The sequence below is a fragment of the Streptomyces sp. Ag109_O5-1 genome, assembly GCF_003814875.1.
GTDB classification, from domain to species: domain Bacteria; phylum Actinomycetota; class Actinomycetes; order Streptomycetales; family Streptomycetaceae; genus Streptomyces; species Streptomyces sasae.
Genome location: NZ_RKQF01000001.1, coordinates 9487751 through 9501098, shown reverse-complemented (window position 1 = coordinate 9501098; position 13348 = coordinate 9487751). Strand labels below are relative to the sequence as shown.

The 13348-nt window shown below is 69.7% G+C and carries 13 protein-coding genes; 1 reads left to right on the top strand and 12 read right to left on the bottom strand.

Features of this window, described 5'->3' with window-relative positions:
- Positions 1-24: 24 nt before the first annotated feature.
- The 10 genes from gmk to pyrR all read right to left on the bottom strand — a co-directional run bounded on the left by gmk (position 25) and on the right by pyrR (position 11296).
- Entirely contained in the window at positions 25-618 is a 594-nt protein-coding gene (gene gmk / locus EDD90_RS43310) for a guanylate kinase (protein WP_123978538.1), read from the bottom strand.
- 60 nt (positions 619-678) lie between these two features.
- Complete coding sequence (locus EDD90_RS43305; RefSeq protein WP_003977346.1) at positions 679-1002, bottom strand: integration host factor; 324 nt, start codon at positions 1000-1002, stop codon at positions 679-681.
- Between the two features lie 267 nt (positions 1003-1269).
- A complete protein-coding gene (gene pyrF / locus EDD90_RS43300; RefSeq protein ID WP_185149428.1) occupies positions 1270-2115 on the bottom strand; it encodes an orotidine-5'-phosphate decarboxylase in 846 nt (281 codons plus the stop codon).
- A complete protein-coding gene (locus EDD90_RS43295) occupies positions 2112-3218 on the bottom strand; it encodes a quinone-dependent dihydroorotate dehydrogenase (RefSeq protein WP_123978537.1) in 1107 nt (368 codons plus the stop codon). Before EDD90_RS43295 ends, pyrF begins: the two co-directional genes overlap by 4 nt.
- Positions 3219-3348: 130 nt before the next feature.
- The gene (gene carB, locus EDD90_RS43290) at positions 3349-6660 is read right to left on the bottom strand and encodes a carbamoyl-phosphate synthase large subunit (RefSeq protein WP_123978536.1); all 3312 of its coding nucleotides are present in this window, start codon (positions 6658-6660) and stop codon (positions 3349-3351) included.
- Entirely contained in the window at positions 6653-7795 is a 1143-nt protein-coding gene (gene carA / locus EDD90_RS43285; protein WP_123978535.1) for a glutamine-hydrolyzing carbamoyl-phosphate synthase small subunit, read from the bottom strand. The genes carB and carA overlap by 8 nt, the downstream gene beginning before the upstream one ends.
- A complete protein-coding gene (locus EDD90_RS43280) occupies positions 7792-8361 on the bottom strand; it encodes a hypothetical protein (protein WP_123978534.1) in 570 nt (189 codons plus the stop codon). The genes carA and EDD90_RS43280 overlap by 4 nt, the downstream gene beginning before the upstream one ends.
- Positions 8358-9644, bottom strand: coding sequence for a dihydroorotase (locus EDD90_RS43275; RefSeq protein WP_123978533.1), 1287 nt, complete (start codon positions 9642-9644; stop codon positions 8358-8360). Before EDD90_RS43275 ends, EDD90_RS43280 begins: the two co-directional genes overlap by 4 nt.
- Before the next feature lie 5 nt (positions 9645-9649).
- Entirely contained in the window at positions 9650-10630 is a 981-nt protein-coding gene (locus tag EDD90_RS43270; RefSeq protein WP_123978532.1) for an aspartate carbamoyltransferase catalytic subunit, read from the bottom strand.
- Between the two features lie 84 nt (positions 10631-10714).
- Complete coding sequence (gene pyrR, locus EDD90_RS43265; RefSeq protein WP_123978531.1) at positions 10715-11296, bottom strand: bifunctional pyr operon transcriptional regulator/uracil phosphoribosyltransferase PyrR; 582 nt, start codon at positions 11294-11296, stop codon at positions 10715-10717.
- A 253-nt stretch (positions 11297-11549) separates the two neighbouring features.
- On the opposite strand from pyrR, the gene bldD reads away from it, so the two are divergent.
- A complete protein-coding gene (gene bldD / locus EDD90_RS43260; protein WP_020938842.1) occupies positions 11550-12053 on the top strand; it encodes a transcriptional regulator BldD in 504 nt (167 codons plus the stop codon).
- Positions 12054-12332: 279 nt separating this feature from the next.
- Here the strand turns inward: bldD and nusB are convergent, their stop codons facing one another.
- Both nusB and efp read right to left on the bottom strand, forming a co-directional pair.
- Complete coding sequence (nusB, locus tag EDD90_RS43255) at positions 12333-12764, bottom strand: transcription antitermination factor NusB (RefSeq protein WP_123978530.1); 432 nt, start codon at positions 12762-12764, stop codon at positions 12333-12335.
- A gap of 2 nt (positions 12765-12766) precedes the next feature.
- On the bottom strand, positions 12767-13333 hold the full coding sequence (efp, locus tag EDD90_RS43250; RefSeq protein WP_046726575.1) for an elongation factor P: 567 nt from the start codon (positions 13331-13333) through the stop codon (positions 12767-12769).
- Positions 13334-13348 lie beyond the last annotated feature (15 nt).

Sequence of the window (13348 nt, the reverse complement as noted above, 5' to 3'; positions counted from 1 at the left end):
TTCAGTCTGAATGATCAGCAACGATCACACAACGTCCATCAAGGCTAGCAGCTCGCGCGCCACGTCCTCGACGGAGGTGTTGACCAGGGTTTCGTCGAACTCCGGCTCGGCCGCGAGTTCGATCTTGGCCGCGTCCAGACGGCGCTCGATGACCTCGGGCGCCTCGGTGCCGCGTCCGGTGAGCCTGCGCACCAGCTCCTCCCAGGAGGGCGGGGCCAGGAACACCAGCCGGCCGTCCGGCATGGTCTCGCGGACCTGCCGGGCGCCTTGGAGGTCGATCTCCAGGAGGACCGGGACGCCGGATTCGAGATGCTCCAGCACGGCCGCACGCGGGGTGCCGTAGCGGTTGCCGGCGAATTCGGCCCACTCCAGGAGCTCGCCGTTGGCGATCAGCTTGTCCATCTCCTCGTCGGAGACGAAGAAGTAGTGGACTCCGTGCCGCTCGCCGGGGCGGGGCTTTCGGGTGGTCGCCGACACCGAGAGCCAGACCTCGGGGTGTTCCTTGCGCATATGGGCGACGACCGTGCTCTTGCCGACCCCGGAGGGGCCGGAGAGCACGGTCAGCCGCGGACGTACGTCCGGGGGCTCGGGGGTCGTCCCCCGGAATGTTGCAGCCATGCAGCGATTATTCCAGCAATCGCAGGTTGCCCGGGACGGCCGTCCCGGGCGGCCCGGTGATCAGGAGCCGGTGCTGCCGAACTCGCGCTCCAGGGAGGCGATCTGGTTGGAACCGAGGCCACGCACGCGGCGGCTCTCGGAGATCCCGAGTCGCTCCATGATCTGCTTGGCGCGGACCTTGCCCACGCCCGGCAGGGACTCGAGCAGGGCGGAGACCTTCATCTTGCCGATGACGTCGTTTTCCTGGCCCTGCTTGATGACCTCGTGGAGAGAGGCGCCGGAGTGCTTCAGTCGATTCTTGACCTCGGCCCGCTCCCGGCGAGCCGCGGCGGCCTTTTCGAGCGCGGCTGCGCGCTGTTCAGGGGTAAGGGGCGGAAGAGCCACGCCTACGTCACCTCGGATGTCGAACTGTCGGATACGGACCGGTGAGGAACCTAGTCGCCCCACACCAGGGGAGCTACGAGCAACACGCTTGCCCGTTGACTCTGCTCGGAGACTAGCGGGCAAGTCCGCCGGAGTCAGCGAGAACAGCGGAAAAGTCCTGGTCAGCCTCTGTCAGGCCGGACATTTCAGACATACTGCCCGGGATTTGAGGATGTATTCACACTCAAGCCGTCGACGGAACGCTCGCGGGAGCACTCATCGGAGGACTCATCCACCTGCGAGGACGTCCCGGATCTCGCCCGCGAACCGGTCCGCGGCCGCCCTGAGTGCCCCGACATCGGGACCGTGACGCAAAACACCTCGGCTCACGTTTGGAATCACGTTGCGCACCGCCGTCCCGAAGACCGCGGGAAGGTCTGCGGCCGTCGCCCCCTGCGCACCGACGCCAGGCGCGAGGAGCGGACCGTTGATGTCGAGGTCGTACGACGACAGGTCGCCGACCGTGGCGCCGACGACGGCGCCGAAGGAGCCCAGCGGCTCCTCCCCCTCGTTCTCGGCGGCGAGGTGCGCCAGCATGGTCGCGCCGACCGTACGCCCGTCGCCGCGCACCGCGTGCTGCACCTCGGGGCCCTCCGGGTTCGAGGTGAGCGCCAGCACGAACAGGCCGGCCCCGCTCTCCCGGGCCAGCGCCACGGCCGGGCTGAGCGAGCCGTAGCCGAGGTACGGCGAGACCGTCAGGGCGTCCGAGAACAGCGGGGCGTCCTTGGCGAGGAAGGCCTCCGCGTACCCGGCCATGGTGGAGCCGATGTCGCCGCGCTTGGCGTCCATGACGACCAGGGTCCCGGCGGCCCGCGCCTCCTGCACCACCCGCTCCAGGACGGCGACCCCGCGCGAGCCGAACCGCTCGAAGAACGCGCTCTGCGGCTTCATGACCGCGACCCGGTCGGCCACCGCCTCCACGACGGTACGGCTGAACCGCTCCAGGCCCGCCACGTCGTCGTTCAGACCCCACTCCGAGAGCAGCGAGGCGTGCGGATCGATGCCCACGCACAGCGGACCGCGCTCGTCCATGGCACGGCGCAGCCGCGCACCGAAGGGCTCCAACGGGCTCATACGGTCGTCCTCACATCGGCGCCGACCGCGTCGGCGAGGGTGGCGTACGGGCTGGTGCGCAGGCGCGCCGCGAGGCCCTTGTGGAGGTCGCGAGCGTAGAACGGCCCCTCGTAGATGAACGCGCTGTAGCCCTGCACCAGCGTGGCACCGGCCAGGATGCGCTGCCAGGCGTCCTCGGCGTTCTCGATGCCGCCGACGCCCACCAGGGTGATCCGGTCGCCCACGCGCGCGTACAGCCGCCGCAGCACCTCCAGGGAGCGCGCCTTGAGCGGCGCCCCGGAGAGACCTCCGCTCTCCTTCACCAGGCCGGGATCGGACCGCAGCCCCAGCCCCTCCCGCGCGATGGTGGTGTTGGTCGCGATGATCCCGTCCAGACCCAGCTCCACGGCCAGGTCGGCGACGGCGTCCACGTCCTCGTCGGCGAGGTCCGGCGCGATCTTCACCAGGAGCGGCACCCGCCGGTGCGCCACCACGCGGTCGGCGGCCTCGCGGACACCCGTCAGGAGCGGACGCAGGTGGTCCACCGCCTGGAGGTTGCGCAGGCCCGGCGTGTTCGGGGACGACACGTTCACGACGAGGTAGTCCGCGTACGGCGCGAGCCGCTCGGCCGACTTCACGTAGTCACCGACGGCCTCGGCCTCCGGTACGACCTTGGTCTTGCCGATGTTGACGCCCACGACCGTCCTGAAGACGGGCTCCCGGGTCGCGAGCCGGGCGGCGACGGCCAGCGAACCGTCGTTGTTGAAGCCCATGCGGTTGATCAGCGCCCGGTCGGCGACGAGCCGGAACAGCCGCTTCTTGGGATTACCGGGCTGGGCCTCCCCGGTCACCGTGCCGATCTCTACATGGTCGAACCCGAGCATCGACATCCCGTCGATCGCGACGGCGTTCTTGTCGAAGCCGGCGGCGAGCCCGAAGGGCCCGTGCATCCGCAGCCCGAAGGCCTCGGTGCGCAGTTCCTTGTAGCGCGGCGCGAGCGCGGCGGCGACGAAGGTGCGCAGCACGGGGATCCGCACGGCGAGCCGGATCCACCGGAAGGCCAGGTGATGGGCCTGTTCCGGATCCATCCGCTTGAACACGAGATTGAAGAAGATCTTGTACATGGAGTCCTCATGCGGAGGGGGACACCGTCACCGGTGCCCCCCCTTCATAGACAGCTGGGCAACGCACCCCGTCAGGGGCGCGGGGAACTGCGCGACCAGCCGCAACCGGCCCGCAGCCTCACCACGACCTTTAGTCCCTCGCGGCGGTCAATCGCTCGGCATGCTCCTGGAGCGACCGCACCCCGACATCCCCGTGGTTCAGCGCATCGATCCCCTGCACAGCCGCCGCCAGCGCCTGCACGGTCGTCAGACACGGCACCGACCGGGCCACCGCGGCGGTCCGGATCTCGTACCCGTCCAGGCGACCCCCCGTGCCGTACGGGGTGTTGACGATGAGGTCCACCTCGCCGTCGTGGATCAGCTGGACGATCGTCTTCTCGCCCTCGGGACCGACGCCCTCCGACTGCTTTCGGACAACGGTCGCGTTGATGCCGTTGCGCTTGAGCACCTCGGCCGTGCCGGACGTGGCGAGCAGTTCGAAGCCGTGGGCGACCAGCTCCCGCGCCGGGAAGATCATCGAGCGCTTGTCGCGGTTGGCGACGGAGATGAACGCGCGGCCCTTGGTCGGCAGCGGCCCGTACGCTCCGGCCTGCGACTTGGCGTACGCCGTGCCGAAGACGGAGTCGATGCCCATGACCTCACCGGTGGAGCGCATCTCCGGGCCGAGGACCGTGTCGACGCCCCGGCCGTGGATGTCGCGGAACCGCGACCACGGCATGACCGCTTCCTTGACGGAGATCGGCGCGTCGAACGGCAGCTCACCGCCGTCGCCCCGGGCCGGCAGCAGCCCCTCGGCGCGCAGTTCGGCGACGGTCGCGCCCAGCGAGATCCGGGCCGCGGCCTTGGCCAGCGGCACCGCGGTCGCCTTCGAGGTGAAGGGGACCGTGCGGGAGGCACGCGGGTTGGCTTCGAGGACGTAGAGGATGTCCCCGGCCATCGCGAACTGGATGTTGATCAGGCCGCGGACGCCGACGCCCTTGGCGATGGCCTCGGTGGAGGCGCGCAGGCGCTTGATGTCGAAGCCGCCCAGGGTGATCGGGGGCAGGGCGCACGCCGAGTCACCGGAGTGGATGCCGGCCTCCTCGATGTGCTCCATGACGCCGCCGAGGTACAACTCCTCGCCGTCGTAGAGGGCGTCGACGTCGATCTCGATCGCGTCGTCCAGGAACCGGTCGACGAGGACCGGCCGGGAGGGGCTGATCTCGGTCGACTCGGCGATGTAGGAGGCGAGGCGGGTCTCGTCGTAGACGATCTCCATGCCGCGGCCGCCGAGCACGTACGAGGGCCGGACGAGGACCGGGTAGCCGATCTCGTCGGCGATGGCCTTGGCCTCGGCGAAGGTGGTCGCGGTGCCGTGCTTGGGGGCCGGCAGGCCCGCCTCGGCGAGCACCCGCCCGAAGGCGCCCCGGTCCTCGGCCGCGTGGATCGCCTCCGGGGACGTGCCGACGATCGGCACGCCGTTGTCCTTGAGCGCCTGCGACAGCCCCAGCGGGGTCTGGCCGCCCAGCTGCACGATCACACCGGCGACCGGACCGGCCTGCTGCTCGGCGTGGACGATCTCCAGCACGTCCTCCAGCGTGAGCGGCTCGAAGTACAGCCGGTCGGAGGTGTCGTAGTCGGTGGAGACGGTCTCCGGGTTGCAGTTGACCATCACGGTCTCGTACCCGGCGTCGGACAGGGCGAAGGACGCGTGCACGCACGAGTAGTCGAACTCGATGCCCTGGCCGATGCGGTTGGGGCCGGAGCCCAGGATGATGACGGCCGGCTTCTCGCGCGGCGCGACCTCGGTCTCCTCGTCGTAGGAGGAGTAGAAGTACGGCGTCTTCGCGGCGAACTCGGCGGCGCAGGTGTCGACCGTCTTGTAGATCGGGCGGACCCCCAGCGCGTGCCGGACCTCGCGGACGACGTCCTCGCGCAGCCCGCGGATCTCGGCGATCTGCTGGTCGGAGAAGCCGTGCCGCTTGGCCTCGGCGAGCAGGCCGGCGTCCAGGCGGTCGGCGGCCGCGAGTTCGTCCGCGAGCTCCTTGATCAGGAAGAGCTGGTCGACGAACCACGGGTCGATCTTCGTGAACTCGAAGACCTCCTCGGGGGTGGCGCCCGCGCGGATGGCCTGCATGACGGTGTTGATCCGGCCGTCGGTGGGCCGTACCGACTCGCGCAGCAGCTCGTCCTTGTCGCCGGGCTCGCCGACGAAGGTGAACTGGCTGCCCTTCTTCTCCAGCGAGCGCAGCGCCTTCTGGAAGGCCTCGGGGAAGTTGCGGCCGATGGCCATGGCCTCGCCGACCGACTTCATGGTGGTGGTCAGCGTGGAGTCGGCGGACGGGAACTTCTCGAACGCGAAGCGCGGAGCCTTGACGACCACATAGTCGAGCGTGGGCTCGAAGGAGGCCGGGGTCTCCTGCGTGATGTCGTTGGGGATCTCGTCGAGGGTGTAGCCGACGGCCAGCTTGGCGGCGATCTTCGCGATCGGGAAGCCGGTCGCCTTGGAGGCCAGCGCGGAGGACCGCGACACACGCGGGTTCATCTCGATGACGATCACGCGACCGTCCTCGGGGTTGACCGCGAACTGGATGTTGCAGCCGCCGGTGTCGACGCCGACCTCGCGGATCACGGCGATGCCGATGTCGCGGAGGATCTGGTACTCGCGGTCGGTCAGCGTCATCGCGGGCGCGACGGTGATCGAGTCGCCGGTGTGCACGCCCATGGGGTCGAAGTTCTCGATGGAGCAGACGACCACGACGTTGTCGTGCTTGTCGCGCATCAGCTCCAGCTCGTACTCCTTCCAGCCGAGGATGGACTCCTCCAGGAGCACCTCGGTGGTCGGCGAGAGGGTCAGGCCCTGGCCGGCGATGCGGCGCAGCTCCTCCTCGTCGTGCGCGAAGCCGGAACCGGCACCGCCCATGGTGAAGGACGGGCGGACGACGACCGGGTAGCCGCCGCCGAGTTCCTCGACGCCCGCGATGACCTCGTCCATGGTGTGGCAGATGACCGAGCGGGCGGACTCGCCGTACCCGATCTTGGCGCGGACGGCCTCCACGACCTCCTTGAACAGGTCGCGGTCCTCGCCCTTGTTGATGGCCTCGACATTGGCGCCGATCAGCTCGACGCCGTACTTGGCCAGGACACCGTTCTCGTCCAGCGAGATCGCGGTGTTCAGGGCCGTCTGGCCGCCCAGGGTGGGCAGCAGGGCGTCGGGGCGCTCCTTGGCGATGATCTTCTCGACGAACTCGGGCGTGATCGGCTCGACATACGTCGCGTCGGCGATCTCCGGGTCGGTCATGATCGTCGCCGGGTTGGAGTTGACGAGGATGACCCTGAGGCCCTCGGCGCGCAGGACGCGGCAGGCCTGGGTGCCGGAGTAGTCGAACTCGGCGGCCTGGCCGATGACGATCGGGCCGGAGCCGATGACCAGGACGGACTGGATATCGGTGCGCTTAGGCACGCTGGCCCTCCATCAGGGAAACGAAGCGGTCGAACAGGTAGGCGGCGTCGTGCGGGCCCGCTGCCGCTTCGGGGTGGTACTGGACGGAGAAGGCCGGCTGGTCGAGCAGTTGCAGCCCCTCCACGACGTCGTCGTTCAGGCAGACGTGCGAGACCTCGGCGCGGCCGAACTTCGTGTCGCTGACCTTGTCGAGCGGCGCGTCCACGGCGAATCCGTGGTTGTGCGCGGTGACCTCGACCTTGCCGGTCGTACGGTCCTGGACCGGCTGGTTGATGCCCCGGTGGCCGTACTTCAGCTTGTAGGTGCCGAAGCCGAGCGCGCGGCCGAGGATCTGGTTGCCGAAGCAGATGCCGAACAGCGGGGTCTTCCGCGCCAGGACGGCGGTCATCAGGGCCACCGGTCCGTCGGCCGTGGCCGGGTCGCCGGGGCCGTTGGAGAAGAACACACCGTCGGGGCCGACGGCGTACACGTCGTCCTCGGTGGCGGTCGCGGGCAGGACGTGCACCTCGATGCCGCGCTCGGCCATCCGCTGAGGGGTCATGCCCTTGATGCCGAGGTCGATGGCGGCGACGGTGAATCGCTTCTGCCCGACGGCCGGGACGACGTACGCCTCCTTGGTGGCGACCTCCTCGTACAGCGAGGCGCCCTTCATGTGCGGCTGGGCCTGCACGCGCGCGACGAGCTCGGCGTCGGTGGCGATCGCCTCGCCGGAGAAGACGCCGGCGCGCATCGAACCGCGCTCGCGCAGGTGGCGGGTGAGGGCGCGGGTGTCGATCCCGGAGATGCCGACCACGCCCTGCGCCACCAGTTCCGCGTCCAGCGAACGCTTGGCGCGCCAGTTGGAGGGCACGCGCGCGGGGTCGCGCACGACGTAGCCGGAGACCCAGATGCGGCTGGACTCGTCGTCCTCGTCGTTCCAGCCCGTGTTGCCGATCTGCGGGGCGGTGGCGACCACGATCTGGCGGTCGTACGAGGGGTCGGTCAGGGTCTCCTGGTAGCCGGTCATACCGGTGGAGAACACGGCCTCGCCGAAGGTCTCCCCCACGGCCCCGTAGGCGCGGCCGCGGAAGATCCGGCCGTCCTCCAGGACGAGTACCGCGGGAACCTTGCCGGCTCCCCTTGTGGAGGTCGTCATCGTTCGGCGCCTTCCGTGTTGTTTGTCTTGATCATGGAGTTGATGGTGTCGACCCACTCGGTGTGCTCGGCCGCGTGGTCCGAGCGGAATCCGGAGTCGATCAGCTTGTCGCCGAGCTGCCAGGTCACCAGGAGCAGTCCGCCCTCGGTGAGGACCTTGCCCGCGATGCCCTTGCCCAGCAGGGCCTCGCGGAGCGCGACGGCGGGGATGAAGAAGTCGGTCGCCCCGGGGCGTACGACCTCCAGGCCCGCGTCGGTCAGGGTGAGCTCGACCCGGCTGCGGGAGCCGAGGCCGCGGGCCACGATGCGGTCCAGCCACTGCCCGGCGGTGGTGGAGCCGTGGTAGCGGCCGCTCATCGTCAGTCTCACGTCACCGAGGTCGTCCGGCGCGCTGGGCAGCTCCGGCAGGTCGCCCTGAAGGGTGCCGCGCCATTTCCAGCCCTCGCGCATCAGCCAGTAGACGAGCGCGACGAAGAGGGCCAGGCCGACCAGCCAGCCGATGCGGGCGGACCAGTCGGTGACCGCGGCCGACTTCTTGTCGTCGGCCAGCAGGATCAGAGGTGTCACGTGAGCTTCCCGTCCGCGAGCGTCGCCTTGCCCCGCAGCCACGTGTGGGTGACACGGCCCGGCAGCTCGCGCCCCTCGTACGGGGTGTTGCGGCTGCGCGAGGCGAAGCCCGCGGGGTCCACCAGGCCACGGTATTCCGTGTCGACCAGGGTGAGGTTGGCGGGCTCACCAGCCGAGACGGGGCGGCCGTGGCCGGTGGCCTGTCCGATCCGCGCGGGCTTGACGGACATCCGGTCGGCGACACCGGCCCAGGTCAGCAGGCCCGTGTCCACCATGGTCTCCTGCACCACCGACAGCGCGGTCTCCAGGCCCACCATCCCCATGGCGGCCGCGGCCCACTCGCAGTCCTTGTCCTCGTGCGGGTGCGGGGCGTGGTCGGTGGCCACGATGTCGATCGTGCCGTCGGCCAGGGCTTCGCGCAGCGCGAGCACATCGCGCTCGGTGCGCAGCGGCGGGTTGACCTTGTAGACCGGGTTGTACGACCGCACCAGCTCGTCGGTGAGGAGCAGGTGGTGCGGGGTGACCTCGGCGGTGACGTCGATGCCCCGGGACTTGGCCCAGCGCACGATCTCGACCGAGCCGGCGGTCGACAGGTGACAGATGTGGACGCGGGAGCCGACGTGCTCGGCGAGCAGGACGTCCCGCGCGATGACCGACTCCTCGGCGACGGCCGGCCAGCCGCCCAGCCCCAGCTCGGCCGAGACGCCGCCCTCGTTCATCTGGGCGCCCTCGGTCAGCCGCGGCTCCTGGGCGTGCTGGGCGACGACCCCGCCGAAGGCCTTCACGTACTCCAGGGCACGGCGCATGATCACGGCGTCGTCGACGCACTTGCCGTCGTCGGAGAAGACGGTGACCCCGGCGGCCGACTCGTGCATGGCGCCCAGCTCGGCGAGCTTCTTGCCCTCCAAACCGACGGTGACGGCGCCGATGGGCTGGACGTCGCAGTAGCCGTGCTCCCGGCCGAGCCGGTAGACCTGCTCGACCACGCCGGCGGTGTCGGCGACCGGGAAGGTGTTGGCCATGGCGAACACGGCCGTGTAGCCGCCGCTCGCGGCCGCGCGGGTGCCGGTCAGGACCGTCTCGGAGTCCTCGCGGCCGGGCTCGCGCAGATGCGTGTGCAGGTCGACCAGGCCCGGCAGCAGCACCTTGCCGGTGGCCTCGACGACCTCGGCACCGTCGGCGGACAGCCCGGTGCCGACCGCCTCGATGACCTCGCCGTCGATCAGTACGTCCTGCGGCTCGCCGCCGAGCACCTTCGCACCACGGATCAGGATCTTGCTCATGGGTCTTACTTCTCCTCGGTGGTGCGGGCGTGACTGACGGCGGGTTCGTTGCCGCCGAGCAGGAGGTACAGGACGGCCATCCGGATGGAGACTCCGTTTGCGACCTGCTCGACCACGGTGCAGCGCTCGGAGTCGGCGACCTCGGCGGTGATCTCCATGCCGCGGACCATCGGGCCGGGGTGCATCACGATGGCGTGCTCGGGCATCTTCGCCATGCGGTCGCCGTCGAGGCCGTAGCGCCGCGAGTACTCGCGCTCGGTCGGGAAGAACGCGGCGTTCATACGCTCGCGCTGCACGCGGAGCATCATCACCGCGTCGGACTTGGGGAGTACGGCGTCCAGGTCGTACGACACCTCGCAGGGCCACCGCTCGACGCCGACCGGCACCAGGGTGGGCGGGGCGACCAGGGTGACCTCGGCGCCGAGGGTGTGCAGCAGGTCGACGTTGGAGCGGGCGACCCGGCTGTGCAGGACGTCGCCGACGATCGTGATGCGCTTGCCGGCCAGGTCCTGCCCTATCCCGGCGTCCCGGCCGACGAGGCGGCGGCGCATGGTGAAGGCGTCGAGGAGGGCCTGGGTGGGGTGCTGGTGGGTGCCGTCGCCGGCGTTGATGACGGCCGCGTCGATCCAGCCGGAGGTGGCGAGGCGGTAGGGGGCTCCGGAGGCGCCGTGCCGGATGACGACGGCGTCGACACCCATCGCCTCCAGGGTCTGGGCGGTGTCCTTCAGGGACTCGCCCTTGGAGACGCTGGACCCCTTGGCGGTGAAGTTGATGACGTCGGCGGAGAGGCGCTTCTCGGCGGCCTCGAAGGAGATCCGGGTTCGGGTCGAGTCCTCGAAGAAGAGGTTGACGACGGTGCGGCCGCGCAGGGTCGGCAGCTTCTTGATCGGCCGGTCGGCGACCCGGGCCATCTCCTCGGCGGTGTCGAGGATCAGTACGGCGTCGTCGCGGGTGAGGTCGGCGGCCGAGATGAGATGACGCTGCATCTGTCAGGCTCCGTAAGGCAGTTCACGTTTGGGGAGATTCCGGGCAGCCAGGGGCGCGCCGGACCGGCGCGCGCCCTCGGCCTGCTACTGGGTCGGCTTGGCGCCGAGCAGCACGGTGTCGCGACCGTCCTCCTCGGCGAGCAGGACCTTGACCGTCTCCCGCAGCGACGTGGGGAGGTTCTTGCCGACGTAGTCGGCGCGGATGGGCAGTTCGCGGTGGCCGCGGTCGACGAGGACCGCGAGCTGGACCGCGCGCGGGCGCCCGATGTCGTTCAGGGCGTCGAGGGCGGCGCGGATGGTGCGGCCGGAGAACAGCACGTCGTCGACGAGGACGACCAGCCTGCCGTCGATGCCGTCACCGGGGATCTCGGTGCGGGCCAGCGCGCGCGGCGGGTGCATGCGCAGGTCGTCTCGGTACATGGTGATGTCGAGCGAACCGACGGGAACCTTGCGGTCGGTGATCTGCTCCAGCTTGGCGGCGAGCCGCTGGGCGAGGAAGACGCCGCGGGTCGGGATGCCGAGGAGCACCACGTCGTCGGCGCCCTTGGCACGCTCGACGATCTCGTGGGCGATGCGGGTCAGCACCCGCGCGATGTCGGGGCCTTCGAGAACGGGCCGCGCATCGGAACCCTGGGCCTGGGTCTCGAGCTTTTCCTGCTTGTCCATACGAAACGGACCCCCTTCTCCGCCTCACGGGACGGACCTTAAAGGACGTCGGATTTGCGCCATCAACGGTAGCAGGTGCCGAAGATGCCCCTGATCACCCCCCCGGGCTAACCGGCCATCGCTACCACGGAAGAGTCGGTGCGGACCATTCGGCTTGACGCGAGAGAGTAACGCTGCGTAACCTCACAGTGAGTTACCAGCCGCGCGGCGGGAACCAAGGCCGGCCGCGTCGACACAGTGTCCGGGGAGCTATATGTCCAGCGAATACGCCAAACAGCTCGGGGCCAAGCTCCGGGCCATCCGCACCCAGCAGGGCCTTTCCCTCCACGGTGTCGAGGAGAAGTCCCAGGGGCGCTGGAAGGCCGTGGTGGTCGGTTCGTACGAGCGCGGCGACCGTGCCGTGACCGTGCAGCGCCTTGCCGAGTTGGCGGATTTCTACGGTGTGCCGGTGCAGGAGCTGCTGCCGGGCACCACCCCCGGCGGCGCCGCCGAGCCCCCGCCGAAGCTGGTCCTGGACCTGGAGCGGCTGGCGACCGTGCCGGCCGAGAAGGCGGGCCCGCTGCAGCGCTACGCGGCGACGATCCAGTCCCAGCGCGGTGACTACAACGGCAAGGTGCTGTCGATCCGCCAGGACGACCTGCGCACACTGGCCGTCATCTACGACCAGTCCCCCTCGGTCCTCACCGAGCAGCTGATCAGCTGGGGTGTCCTGGACGCGGACGCGCGCCGCGCGGTGGCCACGCACGAAGACGCCTGACCCGCACCACACCTGAGCAGAAACGTGCCGCCGGGGTGGCCGGAACTCGACGGTTCCGGCTGCCCCGGCGGCTTTTTCAGCGTTCACGTCTTGAGCGACGCAGGGTGCAACCCCTTAGGGGCGCTGGGGGTACCCCCGGCCGAAGGCTGGGGGAGGAACTGCGCGACAAGCCACACGCGACCGTCAGCCGCCCGACCACCGCACCGCCCACCCCATTTGGGCGCACAAACGCCGGAAGGCCCGCAGCGAGCAGCTGCGGGCCTTCCGGCGTTTCGTCGGCTACGCCTCGCGGCGCAGCGACGGCTTCAGCTCCTTCAGACGCCCGAGAAGCCCGTTCACGAACGAGGGCGACTCGTCCGTCGAGAACTCCTTCGCGAGCTGCACCATCTCGTCGAGGACGACCGCGTCCGGCGTCTCGTCGACCCAGATCAGCTCGTACGCGCCGAGGCGCAGGAGGTTGCGGTCGACGACCGGCATCCGGTCCAGCGTCCAGCCGACCGCGTACTGGGCGATGAGCTCGTCGATCCGCTTCGCGTGCACGGCGTAGCCCTCGACCAGCTGCATCGTGTACTCGCTCACCGGCGGCTGCCGGGTGTCGTCCCGGGAGAGCCGGATCCAGTCCGCGAGGACCGTCAGGACATCGGCCCCGCGCTGGTCGCCCTCGAAGAGGATCTGGAAGGCGCGCTTGCGGGCCGTGTTGCGGGCAGCCACGGTTAGCTGTTCACCCGGCCGAGGTAGTCGCTCGTGCGGGTGTCGACCTTGATCTTCTCACCGGTGGTGATGAAGAGCGGGACCTGGATCTGGTGACCGGTCTCCAGCGTCGCGGGCTTGGTGCCGCCGGTGGAGCGGTCGCCCTGGACACCCGGCTCGGTCTCCTGGATGGTGAGCTCGACGGCGGCCGGAAGCTCGACGAAGAGCACTTCGCCCTCGTGCTGGGCGACGACGGCCGTGAAGCCCTCGATCAGGAAGTTCGCGGCGTCGCCGACGGTCTTCCGGTCGATGTGCAGCTGGTCGTACGTGTCCATGTCCATGAAGACGAAGTACTCGCCGTCCATGTACGAGAACTGCATGTCGCGCTTGTCGACAGTGGCCGTCTCGACCTTGACGCCGGCGTTGAAGGTCTTGTCGACCACCTTGCCGGACAGCACGTTCTTGAGCTTGGTGCGCACGAATGCCGGGCCCTTGCCGGGCTTGACGTGCTGGAACTCGACGACGGACCAGAGCTGGCCGCCTTCGAGCTTGAGCACCAGGCCGTTCTTGAGGTCGTTCGTGGAAGCCACGGTTGCGGAATCTCC